This is a genomic window from Robertmurraya sp. FSL R5-0851 (assembly GCF_038002965.1).
In the GTDB taxonomy this organism is placed as follows: domain Bacteria; phylum Bacillota; class Bacilli; order Bacillales; family Cytobacillaceae; genus Robertmurraya_A; species Robertmurraya_A beringensis.
Genome location: NZ_JBBOOE010000001.1, coordinates 3,457,079 through 3,472,617 on the forward strand (window position 1 = coordinate 3,457,079; position 15,539 = coordinate 3,472,617).

A 15,539-nucleotide genomic window follows, 5' to 3' on the forward strand; every position below is an offset into this window, starting at 1 on the left:
AATATACGTTTGTGGCAATACCTTTTCAAAAAATAAACATAAAGAGGATGATTAGACATCCTCTTCTGTGAAAAACATTAGCGCTTTACTTCCATTTTTAAGTTTTCAACAAACGTTTCAAAGGAAACAACCTCTGATTTTTGCTCCCCATATTTACGTACATTCACTGCCTTTTCAGCTACTTCATTGTCACCAACGACTAGCATATAAGGAGTTTTTTGCATTTGTGCTTCACGAATCTTGTAACCGATCTTCTCATTACGATCATCAATTTCGACGCGAATACCTTCTGCCTGTAGAAGTTCTTGCACTTGCTTTGCATAGTCAAAATGAACGTCAGGAGAAACAGGAATCACTTGAACCTGTACAGGTGCTAACCAAGTAGGGAAAGCTCCTTTGTATTCTTCAATCAAGAACGCGACAAATCGTTCCATTGTTGAAACGACCCCACGGTGAATAACAACAGGACGGTGTTGTTTCCCATCCTCACCCACATAACTTAAATCAAAGCGTTCTGGCAACAAGAAGTCTAACTGGACAGTAGATAGGGTTTCTTCCTTCCCAAGAGCTGTCTTCACTTGAACATCAAGCTTTGGACCATAAAAAGCCGCTTCACCCTCTGCTTCAAAATAATTTAGCCCGAGGTCATCCATCGCTTCTTTTAACATGCTTTGAGCTTTTTCCCACATTTGATCATCATCAAAATATTTTTCTTTATCTTCAGGATCACGGTAAGACAGGCGGAAGGAGTAATCATTGATATTAAAATCTTTGTACACTTCTAATACCAATCCTACCACTCGCTTGAATTCATCCTTGATTTGATCTGGACGAACGAAAATATGCGCATCGTTTAACGTCATTCCACGTACACGTTGAAGTCCAGAAAGTGCGCCAGACATTTCATAGCGGTGCATCGTTCCAAGCTCAGCAATACGAATTGGAAGCTCACGATAACTATGAATACCGTGCTTATAGATCATCATATGATGCGGACAGTTCATAGGACGTAGAACAAGCTGCTCATTATCCATTTCCATAACTGGGAACATGTCTTCTTGATAGTGATCCCAGTGCCCTGATGTTTTATATAAATCAACACTTCCCATCACAGGTGTGTACACGTGATCGTAACCAAGTCGTGACTCCTTATCCACGATATATCTCTCGATAATACGACGAATGGTCGCACCCTTTGGTAACCACATTGGCAGACCTTGTCCCACTTTTTGCGAGTTCATAAATAAATTTAATTCTTTTCCTATTTTTCTATGATCACGCTCTTTTGCTTCTTCCAGTAGACGAAGATGTTCAGCCAAGTCTTCTTTCTTGAAGAAAGCTGTTCCGTATATACGTTGAAGCATTTTATTATCGCTATCGCCTCTCCAATAAGCACCCGCAATACTCAGAAGTTTTAATTCCTTCAATTTCCCTGTCGATGGAACATGAACTCCACGACATAAGTCGAAGAAATCCCCTTGTTCATAAATAGTTACTGTTTCTCCTGCAGGAATGGCTTCAATCAGCTCAAGCTTGTATTCATCGCCAATCTCCTTGAACAACTGAACAGCCTCATCACGACTAACTTCTTTTCGAACAATCTCAATGTTTTCGTTAATAATTTTTTTCATTTCTTTTTCAATTAAAGGCAGATCTTCTGGTGTTAATGATTCCTCAATATCTACATCGTAGTAAAATCCACCTTCAATAACTGGACCCACACCAAGCTTTACGTTTTTGTATAGACGCTTAATCGCTTGTGCCATTAAGTGGGCACTACTATGTCTAAGGATTTCAAGTGCATCCGCACTATCCTGAGTGACAATTTCAATTGCTCCATCTTGCTCAATCGGACGTTTAAGATCATACAACTGGCCATCTACTTTTCCAGCCAATGCCTTCTTTTTAAGCCCTGGGCTAATGGAGGCAGCAACATCTTCTGTTGTTGTTCCAAGCGGAAACTCCTTTACTGCACCGTCTGGGAACGTTAACTTTACAACATTTGACATAACCATTTTCCTCCTAAATATAAAATAAAAATAAAAAAACTCGTCCCTCGGAAAGGGACGAGTTTATAAACAACACGTGGTTCCACCCTAATTTTCACTTTAATCAATCATCAAAAGTGACTTTAGATAAATAGATAACGGACTTTAGCCGTCAGCCCATACTTAATCAATTGTTCAAGGCTGATGTTTAGAGGTGGTAAGCTGTTCATTCGTGTTAGGAAGTTTCCAGCCAATGCCTTCCCTCTCTGATAACCGTAAATAAAACGCTCATGTCCTCATCGTAACATTTATATCATGAAGTTGTACCTTATTATGTACGTATTATAGTTTGTTCATGAGGGAAAAGCAAGTATCTATCTAGAAATTCTCATCAGCCGCAAAGGCGAATTTCCTTTTTCGATCATGAAATAAGTTCATGGCTGCCACCACTACTCTTTCCTCAAAAAGATTACAAATCGTTCGAACCAAAGGTTGCTCCGGTTCGTCAGTGTACAAATAAATCCTTTGGGGAGCCATCGAAAGCAACGGTGCAATGGTGACACTATCAATGTAGACTGGGTGATTAGAAAGTAGTTTTCGATCAATTAGCTGCAAAATTTCTTTTCTTTTTAGTTCAAAGAATTGTTCGTCAAAAAAGGTGATCGTATCAGACACAATTAAATGAATGACCTTCTTGATTGAACTCCGTTCTGCTAAAAACTCTCTGAGTGTATGAACAAAGATTTGGTATTCCTGCTCAAGTTTATACTCATCAATCGCAACCTCCACCACACTCTCTATAAGAGTCGTAATGGAACGCAGTCGAAAGCGCTGGAAAGAGTCGAACGAAAAAGACAAGCGCTGTGAGAATAATTCATTAATAGCTGATTCTACCAAGTTATTTAATGTGTTCACATCGACAAACGATAAGAGTTCTCTTCTGTTTCCGTCAACAATTGCAGTAATAATATCTAATATCTGTTCCTGTTCATGTTCGTCATCATAACAAAAATGATTCTTTAAGATTTCTCGAGACCAATCCACTAATTTAATTTCCTGAATAAATTGTCCAAATGCTTTTTTCACAACCACTTCTTCCAGTTTTCCATCGCATTTTACTATATGTTTATCTTCTATAAGAAGAGTCTCATGATTCAAATGGTGTGAGGATTGTGCGTGATTCTTTAGCAATTGGTGAAATCTTTTCGCATCCTCTTTATTTTGGAAAATGATCTCAAACAACCAAATCCCCCCTTTTGGTGAAATCAACGTTTGAAATGTCCATGCTACTGCATGTTCTTTTTCACAGTCTCTGCTTTCATGTATATGGGGAACTTGGTCAAAATAGAATAAGAGCCAGCGGACTTTTTCCACTGGCTCTTTTATTTCCTATTTCCTTCTATTTGGACCATCCACTTGGACAGGGTGAGCTAGGTATCTAATCCTCTCTAGAAGTCTTCTTGCTTTCATCTTCTCTTCTTCTCCACGTTGACTATACGTTAAATGATGCTCTAACTCGTTAAAGTTAAAGTTCGATGTAAAGAAGGTAGGCAGATTTTCAAGCATACGGAATTGAAGAATCGTTCCTAGCACTTCATCTCTCGCCCAACTTGATACCGTTTCAGCACCGATATCATCAATCATAAGCACTGGTTCTCGTTTCACTTTTTCAATTTTATCATTGAGTGTCGAGTCACCAATTGATCCTTTTAACTCCCTAATCAACTCTGGGAAGTACACAATCATAGAAGATACCTTCTTTTTTGCGAGTTCATTAGCAATTGCTCCAAGCAAATATGACTTGCCAACTCCGAACTCACCGTAAAAATAAAGTCCCTTTTGTTTTACACTTGAATTGTAGTTTTCTACAAACTCCTCTGCTAATGAGATTGCTTCAATTCTACCTGAGTAATCACCTGACATATCAAGGTCCGCAAAGCGAGCGTGTAAAATCTCTTTAGGCATATACATACTCTGAATGAGCTTCTCACTTTTTCTTCTCTCGTCTGACATTACCTTTCTAGGACAGCGGTCGTAATGAATCTCAATAGACCCACGGACAAGAACTAATTGAGGCTGATACCCCTGCATAATATTTTTACAGCCCTCAAGGCTCGGACATTCGGTACATTCCGTGCATTGAGTCGAATACTCATAAAGCTTGGACAAATTTCTTTCAATCATTTGGCTCGTAAGGATGTCACTATGCTTAATAATAAATTCTCGAATGTCCGGGTGCTGCATAACTTGCCGCTTTTGACGCTCATACCGTTCCTGAAAATTTGAGCTGGCAGAGAGTTTTTTTAAAGTATCATTAATTCGTTCCATTTAACCACCTCCTACTTTGTATATTTTTTTAATCTTTCCTGTAACGCACGCTTTTTCTCTTCGAGTTCATTATTTTCTGTGCCTGTTTGAGTAGGTTTTTCCTCAGCCTCTTTATCAAACCAATCCGGTAAGCTTTCTGTTCGTATGGCCTTTTTTCTAGCACTAGTCTTTGGAGTTTGATTTGCTGTTTGCTTCCCCTCTGCCCAGTCTAAGTATTGACGATGTTCTTTTTTGGCAAGTTCCATTGCCTCAGACACCGTCTGGACCCTTTTACGCGCCCAATGAGAAGCAATCTTATCCACATAAGCCTTCGTCAACTTCATATCTGTTTTCAATAATACGTACTGTATAAGCACGTTCACCACACCAGGAAGAAGCTTTTGTTGAAACATCACATCTTCAATAATTTGCAAATCACTTTTCGATGGTTCTCCCCCACCAGAAATATCAATTAACAATTGTCGAGGAGACGTTTTCTCCAGGTATTGAACCAATTTCTCTTCTTGAGTTTTAGGCTCCACCGTTGTTGTAACATGTGGAAGTGGTTGTATTTTATCTATTAATAACGGGAGTTGGTCAGAAAAGTTAAGCTGATACCAATCTCTTGCAGATTTTCTAAGTTCATCAATCTGTATCTCACTTGATTCATCAACTGCACTAATCACAATATTTTTCATTTGGATCGGGTCAATCCCATAGAGGAAGGAGAGTTTCGCAATGGCTTCTCGAACCTTTTTATTGATTGCACGTTTAGGAACAAGATTTTCTGAAAGCCCTGCAAATAGCAGGTCAAAATCAAAATGTGCTTCATCAACCTTAATTGTCTCAGGATTCACTCGATCGAAGTACACACGTTGCTCTTCAAGTTTTAGGTCATCTACCAGATGTGACGAAGGGTTACCCGGAACAGCAGAATCAAATACTTCTTGAAACGATCTTGTAACATTCTCGTACCCATTTTCTTTTTCCAAGAAATGCTCGTCACTAAAAAACCTTTTAAGTTTTAAAAATTGATTTTTACCTACTTTTCGATACAAATACACGTTAAGCATACCGTCTAGAAAAAACTGACTAGGTGTTAAGGGAGGTGTTATTTCATATACAAATGATCGAAGCCCTTCCTCTGTTCGCACATACGTGGAGAGAAGACCAATTCCTTCTAACTTAAGACGGGCATTGTAAATTTGTTTTAAATTACTGTCCATCACGTTCATAAGAGCATGATGTGAACTACCATCCGAAGATAAACGGTTCTCGTCTAATTGCGACCAAAGAGTCATATAGAGACTGTATGCTATCGGACCAATCAATGGCTGATATAAAAGAGTCAGCACCTTTCGATCATACTCAAATAACAACCCATTTGAGGCTACCTCATAGCGATCCACAGGTAGCATTTCCTGCCAATGCTGAGCCATAGGCTTCATTTCCTCTCTTAACATCAAACTTCCCTACTAATCCTTTTTTATTAATTCCTTCAATTCTTCAATAAAGACGTTTATATCTTTAAATTGTCTATATACAGAGGCAAATCTGACGTACGCAACCTCATCTAATTTTGCTAAACGATCCATAACCATTTCTCCAACTGCTTCACTCTTTATTTCCGATACTCCATGACTACGAAGTTCTTTTTCTATATCGGAAGTGATTTTTTCTAATTCAGGCAAAGCAACGGGTCTTTTTTCACAAGCTTTAATCAGTCCACGTAGAATCTTATCACGGCTAAACTCTTCTCTAGTTCCTTCCTTTTTTACGACAATCAAAGGTATTTCTTCTACCTTCTCAAAGGTTGTAAAACGAAAAGAACATTTCTCACACTCTCTTCTTCTGCGAATCGATCTATTTTCATCGACAGGTCTTGAATCGAGAACACGAGTATGATTATTTTGACATGCAGGACATTTCATAACATCAACTCCGAAACAGAATGGATTCTGCTGAATCTAACACTATCTTATTAAAACTTCAATTGTTGTACAAGTAATTCTATTCTCCTGCGTGTTTTCCAACACCTATATACGGATGCTTTTTATCTAATTCTTGATAAATACGTTTGATTTCAGCTTTTAAGCTTGGATATGCCCCCAACAGAACCGTTTGTTCGGTTGAAACATTGATATCTACAGCCGTCTCATATGGCTTTACCGTTATGATCGTAATAATAGCAAACATTTTCTTTCCACGATTGATTTCAACCGCAATTTCTCCGTGGTCAATTGAATCACTTACCACTTTTGCTTGCTTATCATTCTCAAGGATTTCTTTTACAGATTGAAACAAGGATTGAAGATTTACACGATAATATCTCGTTCTAAGCTCTTCCTCCACATGATTCTCTTTTGTTTCACATTGCCTATTAAATTGTCTAAACACCTGTTTTACAAATGACATAATGATTCCTCCAAACCGAAAGATGTATGTACATATATTTTAACCTAAAAGGACTGGCAATGTTAATGTTTCAATAAAAGAGAAATTAAAAAGAGGTGTATAATATACACCTCTCGAATTTCATAAGTTTAGTAAGCTACGATTATAGTACTTTCGCTTTTGCTTGTTTAACTTGAACAGGACCCATTCCACGAGGAATTTCGATGTTCTCACGAGTTTGAGCACCTAATGCTTCTGCAATATAGTCTGCAGCGATATTAGGATCCATGTCTCCACAAGTATACACATCAATACTAGCATAGCCATGTTCAGGAAAGCTGTGAATAGTTAAATGTGACTCGGAGATGATTACCACTCCACTCACACCTTGTGGTGCAAATTTATGAAAAGCAACCTCACGAATTTCAGCACCTGATTTTAATGCTGCATCTGCAAAGATTTGCTCAATTTGCTCCATATCATTTAACTTTTCAAAATCACAACCCCATAACTCAGAAATAACGTGACGACCCATAGTTTCCATATTCAAATTTCCCCCTTTAACCATTTTTACTACAGTAACTGAATTTCCCTATTTTTTTGGGTTATAACTACCACGGGGGAAAGTTAGTCCAAAGAGGTCCTAACCCTTTAAGTAGATATAGATTCCAAATTTCAAGAAGTTCACGATGACTAGTATACTTTGTTTGTTTTTTTTTTGCAATAATGTATTTAAAAAATCTTTACAAAATAGAGGGAAAAGGGGATCTCTTTCTTCAAATGCAGACAAAAAATCAGCCTTCTGAGAGTTTCCCCAGAAGACTGTCTCCTTATAACGAGCTCACTCGTTTTATATTTTCTGAAGCTAAAGAAAGTTGATTAGCCACATGCTTTGTAAGATCAACAACACGACAGGAATAACCCCACTCATTATCGTACCATGCAAGAACCTTTACCTTATTCGCACCTATAACCATTGTAGACAACCCATCGACAATCGCAGAGTGTTCATTGGTATTAAAATCAACTGATACTAGTGGCTCTTCTGTAATCGCAAGTATTCCTTTAAGTTCATCCATGGAGGCTGTTTCGAATACATCATTTACCTCATCTATTGTTACTTCTCGCTTTAAATCAACTACTAAATCAACTAATGAGACATTGGTTGTAGGAACCCTTAATGACATTCCATGCAGCTTGCCTTTCATATTAGGGAGCACTAGTGAAAGAGCTTTAGCCGCACCCGTGCTTGTCGGAATGATCGATTGACCACAAGCTCTCGCTCTTCGAAGATCTTTATGCGGATTATCAATGTTTTTTTGATCATTTGTATAGGCATGCACGGTTGTCATTAACCCATTAATGATGCCAAATTTATCTTCCAGTATTTTTACAACAGGAGCTAAACAGTTCGTCGTACAAGACGCATTTGAAATAATATCATGCTCATAAATATTTAACTCGTGCTCATTCACACCCATGACGATTGTAATATCTTCTCCTTTTCCAGGTGCTGTTAATATGACCTTCTTTGCGCCAGCATCTAAGTGGAGACTCGCTTTCTCTCTCGCATTAAATTTCCCAGTTGCCTCGATAACAATATCAATATTAAGTGAATGCCATGGAAGCTCCTCTGGATTACGATGGTTAATCAGCTTCACCCTTTTTCCATTTACCAATAAGGAATCATCTTCAGCTACTACCTCACCATCAAACTTTCCGTGATTTGTGTCATACTTTATTAAATGTGCTAAAGTTTCCGCAGGATAACTAGCATTAATGGCTACTATTTCTAATGTTTCATCACATATTGCCTTTCTGAAAACCATTCTTCCTATTCTTCCAAACCCATTAATCGCTACTCTAGCCTTCATGTTACGGCTCCTCTCGAAAAGTGTTATACTTTATTTCCGTAATTTACAATTAGTATAACATATTAGTTGCGAATTGTGTTGATATAAAAACCTATTTTCAATAAAAAAACCATCACATTAATTTGTGATGGTTTTCCAATCCGCAAGAAGCTCTATCAGTTGCTTTTTCGTATTGTCTATCGACCCATTATTATTAATCACTTTATCAGCAAGCTTCCGTTTATCTTCAATCGGCATTTGAGATTGAATTCGAGCAAGTGCTTCCTGCTTTGTTAACTGATTTCTTTCCATCAATCTCTGCAGCTGTACATCTTTCTCTACATAAACAAGCAGAACTACATCAACCATATGCTTTAATCCACTTTCAAATAAGAGTGGAATATCCAACACAACTACTTGGTCTCCTCGCGAAATAGCTGCTTCCTTCTTCTCATTCATCCTTCTTCTTACATCCGGATGAACAATTTCATTTAACTTTTGTCTCTTCGCACTGTCATTAAAAATGATTTCACCTAATCGGGATCGATTAATCGTATGATCATCATTCAGAACATCTTCACCAAAATATGTAACGATCTGTTCGTATGCTACTTCGCCTATCTCAACGGCCTTTCTTGCTTCTATATCAGCGTCAATGACCTCTATTCCCATTTCTTTAAACATATTTGCCACTGTGCTTTTCCCACTAGCAATACCACCCGTTAATCCAACGACTAAAGTCATATTCAACCCCTCCGTTTAACGTAAAAGCCTCCACAAAAGGAGGCTTTTTTCAAATTTTCCATATTCCAATAATGATTAACAATACCCCAGGTAAAAAGGCGAAGCGCTGAAGCCAGCTATTCTCTGAAAAATGTTTTCCAAGCTGTAACCCCGCATAAATAAAGAGAAAGCTCATTAATGCCACAGCAGTCCCTAATATGCTTGGAGAAAAGTCTAGCATGGCAGCCCCGATTCCTGCACCAAATGCATCTAAAGATAAGGCTAAACCAAGCATATAAGCTTCAATCCCATTGATCGTACCCGATTGATCAAAGTCTGCTGACATCGGCTTTCGTAATATTTGAATCACAATCCCAAGAGATTTAATCTCAAAATCAATGATCGTTTTAGGATGGGGAAGCATGGATGAGGTGGATTTCTCTGATCTGAAAAATTGAGCGAGAACCCAAGCCCCTAATATAATGAGTATAATTCCCCCTATACTCTCAGCAATATCAGGTGATAAAACAGACTCAATGAAATGGCCAATAATCATGCCTACAGTGAGTGTTCCTGCAGAGCATAAAGAGATGACCGCGATTGACTTAAAAGGAATTCGCATTTTCCTCAGACCGTATGTGAAACCTACACTAAAACTGTCAATGCTAACTGCTAATGCAAGTAGTAATAATGGAACAGATAGTACCATTGGAAAGACTCCTTCCTAACAAAAAGCTAGGATAGTATATGATAGGAGCCCATCCAAGGTTCAACTACTTCTTCTTTTGACATTTTGGACAAAACACGGTTCCTCGCCCACCAACGACAATTTTTTCTAGAGGAGTATCACATATTTTACAATTTTCACCTTTCCGACCGTAAACAAATAATTCAAGCTGAAACATCCCCATTTGTCCTTGTGAATTCACGTAAGATCGTACCGTACTTCCACCCTTTTCAACCGCTTCACCTAGTGTTTCCTTTATTTGTTCATAAAGGATGCTCCACTCTTTTTTCTTCAAGGAGCTCGCAATTCTCTCAGGATGAATTTTCGATCGAAAAAGGGCTTCATCTACGTAAATATTGCCTAATCCAACGACCACTGTTTGGTCAAGCAAGGCAGTTTTAATTGATCTTTGTGTTTTCGATAACCTTTTCTGCAAATAGGATGACGTAAAATTCGGATCAAATGGTTCAGGTCCGAGAGTCGATAAAGGTGGCTGGTTAAACTCTTTTCCTTTTTCAAACAAGTGCATCGTCCCAAATTTACGTACATCTTTGTAACGGAGCTCTGTCCCGTCGGTAAAAGTAAAAATCACATGCGTGTGGAGAGCGACTGGTTCCAAAGCCTCAAAATGCGCATATCTACCTTCCATACGCAAATGAGAAATTAACGCATATTTTTCTGTATATAAAATTAAAAATTTTCCTCTTCTTCCTAACTGAACAAATCTCTCTCCAACTAAAGCGTCACAAAACTGATCTATTTCAGGATGTTTTATGATTTTGGGCCAAAGAACCGTTACTTTTTTTATTTTTTTATCTAAAATAAGCATTTCAAGTGTTCGTCGAACCGTTTCGACCTCTGGAAGTTCTGGCAATATTCTTCCTCCCTACTGCCTTTATTTCGCGTCATACCAAGTCGGACCGTAGGAGTAATCAACCTTTAGCGGTACCTTTAACTCCACTGTATGTTCCATTACTTCAGGGACGATTTCCTTCAATCGCTCGATTTCTTCTTCTGGTGCTTCGAATATTAATTCATCGTGTACAGATAGCAACAATCGTGATTTTAGATTTTCCTTTTTGAGCCTGTCCGCCATATCGATCATCGCTTTTTTAATAATATCCGCTGCACTTCCTTGAATCGGTGTATTCATCGCCGTACGTTCCGCAAAGCTACGAAGATTGAAGTTCCTGCTTGTTATTTCTGGGATATATCTTCGGCGGTGCAAAAGCGTGGACACGAATCCCTTTTGTTTTGCATCTTTTACGATTTCTTCCATATATTCTTTAACACCTGGAAAACTCTCCAGATATCTTTCAATAAAGCTACCTGCTTCTTTTCTTGTAATGTTTAAGCTTTGTGACAACCCATAATCACTGATACCGTAAACAATTCCAAAGTTTACCGCTTTTGCATGTCGTCTCATGTTGGAAGTGACTTCTTCCTTAGATACATGGAACACATCCATCGCTGTTTTTGTATGAATGTCCAGACCCTCTTGAAAGGCCTCTATTAGCTTTTCATCATTTGCAATATGTGCCAACACACGTAATTCAATTTGTGAGTAATCTGCTGCAAAAATAACCCAACCTTCCTCTGATGGGATAAAGGCTTGACGAATTTTACGACCTTCTTCCAATCGAATAGGGATATTTTGCAAATTCGGATCTGTAGAGCTTAATCTTCCTGTCTGAGTTAAAGCTTGATTAAACCTTGTATGCACTTTTTTTGTTGTAGGATTAATTACTTTAAGTAAACCTTCAATATAAGTAGACTGAAGCTTACCAAGCTGTCGGTAATTTAATATTTCTCGAATAATTTCATGCTCATCTTCAAGCTTCTCCAGTACATCCGCAGAGGTTGAATAGCCTGTTTTTGTCTTTTTCGCTACCGGAAGCTGTAATTTCTCAAAGAGAATGACGCCTAACTGCTTTGGTGAATTAATATTAAAGCTTTCGCCCGCAAGATCATAGATACGGGCTTCAATGGTACTTAATTGCTCAGTAATTGCTTCTCCCATCGCATGAAGTCGATCCATATCAACCTTAATTCCACACGATTCCATATCGGCTAAAATCAAAGATAAAGGAAGCTCCAAATCATAATAAAGTTCAAATTGTTCATTTGCTTTTAACTCTTGTTCGAGTTTGTCGCGAAGTTCCTGTAACACGAGTCCTTTTCGAACGAGATGCTCTCCAAGCTGTTCCGGTTCAGGAATCTTTCTCTTAGCCCCTTTTCCGTAAAAAGCCTCATCCGAACTAATACTCGTAAAACCATAGCGTTTTGCAGTCGTTGAAATATCATCAACAGACTCTGCTGGATTCATAATATAAGCAGCTAACAGTAAGTCAAACTCAATACCTTTTAGATGGATATGGTGATGTCTTAGTGATACCTCTGTCCTTTTCGCGTCATACACAATTTTTTTAGAAGCTTCATTTTCAGCCCAAGCTTTAAAAACGGATGATTCTATGGCTACATTGGTAGGAATGAAAAAGTTCCCCTTTTCATTCACTAGTGATATACCTACAAGATCAGCATAATGATAATTATCATCTAACACTTCAATGTATAAGGCATTCTCCGTTGCAAAAAGTTCTTCCGTTACTTCTTTAACCGTCGTGTATTCCACACTCTCCAAGGGTTCTTCCACTGAAGCTCCTTCGTTGTCTCCTAATTTATCAAGCAATGAGTTAAAACCTAGTTCTTTAAATAACTGAACAACCTTATCACGGTCAAATTCGTCGTATTCGAATTCATCGAGTTGTACGGTCACTGGAGCTTCTCTCGTAATGGTTGCAAGCTCTTTACTCATAACTGCTTGGTCTTTAAATTCCTCTAGTTTCTCTTTTAGTTTCTTTCCACTCACTTGATCAATCGACTCAAGTAGCTTTTCAAGCGTCTCAAACTCCGCTAGCAGTTTGATGGCTGTTTTCTCTCCAACTCCAGGAACCCCAGGAATATTGTCTGACGTATCCCCCATTAACCCTTTCATATCAATGATTTGCTTTGGTGTTAAACCATATTTCTCTTTGATATGCTCCGGAGTATATTCCTCAATTTCTGTGATCCCTTTTTTCGTAATGGCAACAGTGGTTTTTTCAGAACTCAACTGAGTTAAATCTTTATCTCCTGAAATGACCTTCACTTCATAGCCATCTTCCTCTGCCTTCTTCGATAACGTACCAATAATATCATCTGCTTCATAGTTTTCAAGTTCGTACCTTTTAATTCGATAAGCGTCCAATACTTCTCGAATAAAAGGAAATTGTTCGGATAATTCAGGTGGCGTTTTTTGACGTCCTCCCTTATATTCACTAAAAGTTTTATGACGGAAGGTTGTTTTTCCAGCATCAAACGCAACCATTATATGTGATGGCTTTTCATCCTCCAATATCCTCAAGAGCATCATCGTAAATCCATAAACAGCATTTGTATGAATTCCTTTATCATTGTTTAGCAATGGCAGAGCAAAAAATGCCCGGTAGGCTATGCTATTTCCGTCAATTAATACGAGTTTCTTATTCAAAGGAAGCCTCCCTTTCTAATTAAAGCTTGTCTCATGTCATATGTAAAAAAGCCAGTGTTTTCCTTCTTTATTCTACCATGACCATGATAGGAAAGGAAAACGCCGGCTTCATATTTACTCCGTATATCCCATAAGCAAACGGGCATAAGGTGAATCTGATGGCAGAACAATAACGGTTTCTCCGTTAATCGTCTTTTTATACGATTCTAATGTTCTAAATAATTGGTAAAAGCTCGGGTCTTTGGAGAACGCCTCATTATATACCCTTGCAGCTTGAGCTTCTCCCTCCGCACGAATCGTTTCGGCATCTGCTTGCGCCTTCGCTAGTGTTTCTTTCACCTGGCGATCCGTATCCGCAATAATAATATTTTTCTGTGCATCCCCAATTGATAAATACTCCTGTGCCTTTGATTCACGTTCTGAGATCATCCGAGTGAACACCGACTGTTCATTTTCCTTCGGGAGATCTGTTCTTTTCATACGCACATCCGTTACCACAATTCCGTAATTATCTTGTGAGAGAAGTTCATTAACCTTCTCTGTAATTTTATCATTTAAGGAACCTCTAGTTGACGCCTCATCATTAATGATTTCTTCGTAGTTTAACTTTCCAAGCTCTGATCGAACAACCGAGTAAATAAACTCTTCCATTCTTCCCTCAGCATTTTCAAGCGTTCTCGCATTCGAAATCATCTTTTTAGGATCTTCAATTTTCCAAACAGCATAATTGTCAATTAACATACACTTTTTATCTTTTGTATTAATTTCAGCTTCATTCACATCATAGGTCATTTGATATTTTGGTAGAGTCGAAACACTTTGAACAAATGGGATTTTATAGCTAAGACCAGGAGTACTTTCAATTCGAACCACTTCACCGAATTGGCGAATCACTCGGTATTCTCCTTCCTTAACGATAAATAAATTCGTAAGGGTGATCCCAATCAATAGAAGGATTAAAAGAGCAATCAATCCAAATTTGGTATAATTCCTCCACTTAAAACCATCTCCAGAACGCTCTTTCATATCGATCACATTTCCATCACTCATTGTTTCCACTCCCCTCTGCCTGAGGCTTTGCTTCTTCTTTTTCTAGAGGTCTAATCGGGAAATACTTCAATGTATCACCATCATCATTCATGATATAAATTTCTGTACCTGGTAATACTTCCTCTAATGTCTCTAACACAAGCCTTTGTCTAGTTACTTCAGGATTGTTCTTATACTCATCGTAGAGTTTATTAAAAACCGCTACATCCCCTCTAGCAATCTCAATTCTTGCTGATTGGTCCCCCTCAGCTCTTGAAACAAGGGCTTTCTTTTCCCCTTCTGCTTCATTGATTTTTTGATTTTGATATTTTTTCGCCTCGTTAATTTTTGTGTTCATCGTTTCACGGGCATCTGTAACATTCGTAAATGCTTTCCGAACCTCTTCATTTGGAAGCTCCACATCTTGCAGCTTCACCGCCATAATAGTGATCCCTATATCATATTTATCCATTAGGGTCGACAGTAGCTCTCTGACACTTGCTTCTATTTCACCTTTCCCAGAGGTCAAGGCATCATCAATTTTGGAGCTTCCTATGATGCTACGAAGAGACGCTGAAGTGGCATCACGTAAAATCTCTTCTGGATTATCTGCATTATATAAGTATTTTGAAGGCGTCGTAATTTTCCATTGAACAACAAGATCTGCAAGAACGATATTTTCGTCTCCAGTAATCATTTTTGTCTCATTATCGAACTCAACAATTTCTCCATCTTTTTCTTCATATCCAAACTGTAAACTAAATGTTTCCTTCGAAAGCTTCTCTACATTTTGAATAGGCCAAGGCATTTTAAAATGTAACCCAGGTTCTGTTATTCCCTCTTCTACCTTCCCAAAGGTTAATATAACCGCCTGTTCTGATTCATCAACCGTATACCACGTTGTAAAAACTACAAAACTGAGTACTATAATTAAAAGTATTAGACCTACCAGTGAATAAATTCTTTTTAAACTAAGCAACAACCTTCAC

At 38.2% G+C, this 15,539-nt stretch carries 14 protein-coding genes and 1 other annotated feature; all 14 genes read right to left on the reverse strand.

Annotation, left to right across the window (positions count from 1 at the left end):
• Positions 1 to 77: 77 nt before the first annotated feature.
• The 14 genes from thrS to hflK all read right to left on the reverse strand — a co-directional run bounded on the left by thrS (position 78) and on the right by hflK (position 15,529).
• Positions 78 to 2,009 carry a threonine--tRNA ligase gene (gene thrS / locus MKX65_RS17830; protein WP_340904852.1) on the reverse strand — a complete coding sequence of 644 codons (1,932 nt, stop codon included), beginning with the start codon at positions 2,007 to 2,009 and terminating at the stop codon, positions 78 to 80.
• Positions 2,010 to 2,059: 50 nt separating this feature from the next.
• Positions 2,060 to 2,300, reverse strand: a binding site (T-box leader).
• Positions 2,301 to 2,366: 66 nt separating this feature from the next.
• On the reverse strand, positions 2,367 to 3,230 hold the full coding sequence (gene ytxC, locus MKX65_RS17835) for a sporulation protein YtxC (protein ID WP_160546659.1): 864 nt from the start codon (positions 3,228 to 3,230) through the stop codon (positions 2,367 to 2,369).
• Between the two features lie 147 nt (positions 3,231 to 3,377).
• Positions 3,378 to 4,316: a primosomal protein DnaI gene (dnaI, locus tag MKX65_RS17840; protein WP_340904853.1), complete on the reverse strand. Its 939-nt coding sequence runs from the start codon at positions 4,314 to 4,316 to the stop codon at positions 3,378 to 3,380.
• 11 nt (positions 4,317 to 4,327) lie between these two features.
• A complete protein-coding gene (locus MKX65_RS17845; RefSeq protein WP_340906301.1) occupies positions 4,328 to 5,734 on the reverse strand; it encodes a replication initiation and membrane attachment family protein in 1,407 nt (468 codons plus the stop codon).
• Positions 5,735 to 5,770: 36 nt separating this feature from the next.
• Entirely contained in the window at positions 5,771 to 6,226 is a 456-nt protein-coding gene (gene nrdR, locus MKX65_RS17850; RefSeq protein ID WP_119709350.1) for a transcriptional regulator NrdR, read from the reverse strand.
• A 79-nt stretch (positions 6,227 to 6,305) separates the two neighbouring features.
• The gene (locus MKX65_RS17855; RefSeq protein ID WP_160546657.1) at positions 6,306 to 6,710 is read right to left on the reverse strand and encodes a hypothetical protein; all 405 of its coding nucleotides are present in this window, start codon (positions 6,708 to 6,710) and stop codon (positions 6,306 to 6,308) included.
• 142 nt (positions 6,711 to 6,852) lie between these two features.
• Positions 6,853 to 7,233, reverse strand: a complete 381-nt coding sequence (gene speD / locus MKX65_RS17860; protein ID WP_160546656.1) for an adenosylmethionine decarboxylase — start codon at positions 7,231 to 7,233, stop codon at positions 6,853 to 6,855.
• Positions 7,234 to 7,519: 286 nt separating this feature from the next.
• Positions 7,520 to 8,563, reverse strand: coding sequence for a glyceraldehyde-3-phosphate dehydrogenase (locus tag MKX65_RS17865; RefSeq protein ID WP_340904856.1), 1,044 nt, complete (start codon positions 8,561 to 8,563; stop codon positions 7,520 to 7,522).
• 117 nt (positions 8,564 to 8,680) lie between these two features.
• Positions 8,681 to 9,286, reverse strand: a complete 606-nt coding sequence (gene coaE / locus MKX65_RS17870) for a dephospho-CoA kinase (protein ID WP_160546654.1) — start codon at positions 9,284 to 9,286, stop codon at positions 8,681 to 8,683.
• A gap of 49 nt (positions 9,287 to 9,335) precedes the next feature.
• On the reverse strand, positions 9,336 to 9,974 hold the full coding sequence (ytaF, locus tag MKX65_RS17875; RefSeq protein ID WP_340904857.1) for a sporulation membrane protein YtaF: 639 nt from the start codon (positions 9,972 to 9,974) through the stop codon (positions 9,336 to 9,338).
• Between the two features lie 64 nt (positions 9,975 to 10,038).
• The gene (gene mutM, locus MKX65_RS17880; protein WP_340904858.1) at positions 10,039 to 10,866 is read right to left on the reverse strand and encodes a DNA-formamidopyrimidine glycosylase; all 828 of its coding nucleotides are present in this window, start codon (positions 10,864 to 10,866) and stop codon (positions 10,039 to 10,041) included.
• A 21-nt stretch (positions 10,867 to 10,887) separates the two neighbouring features.
• Positions 10,888 to 13,521, reverse strand: a complete 2,634-nt coding sequence (gene polA, locus MKX65_RS17885; RefSeq protein WP_340904859.1) for a DNA polymerase I — start codon at positions 13,519 to 13,521, stop codon at positions 10,888 to 10,890.
• Positions 13,522 to 13,635: 114 nt separating this feature from the next.
• Positions 13,636 to 14,571 (reverse strand): protease modulator HflC, encoded by a 936-nt coding sequence (gene hflC / locus MKX65_RS17890; RefSeq protein ID WP_340904860.1) that lies wholly within the window; start codon positions 14,569 to 14,571, stop codon positions 13,636 to 13,638.
• The gene (gene hflK, locus MKX65_RS17895) at positions 14,564 to 15,529 is read right to left on the reverse strand and encodes an FtsH protease activity modulator HflK (RefSeq protein ID WP_340904861.1); all 966 of its coding nucleotides are present in this window, start codon (positions 15,527 to 15,529) and stop codon (positions 14,564 to 14,566) included. Before hflK ends, hflC begins: the two co-directional genes overlap by 8 nt.
• Between the last annotated feature and the right edge of the window lie 10 nt (positions 15,530 to 15,539).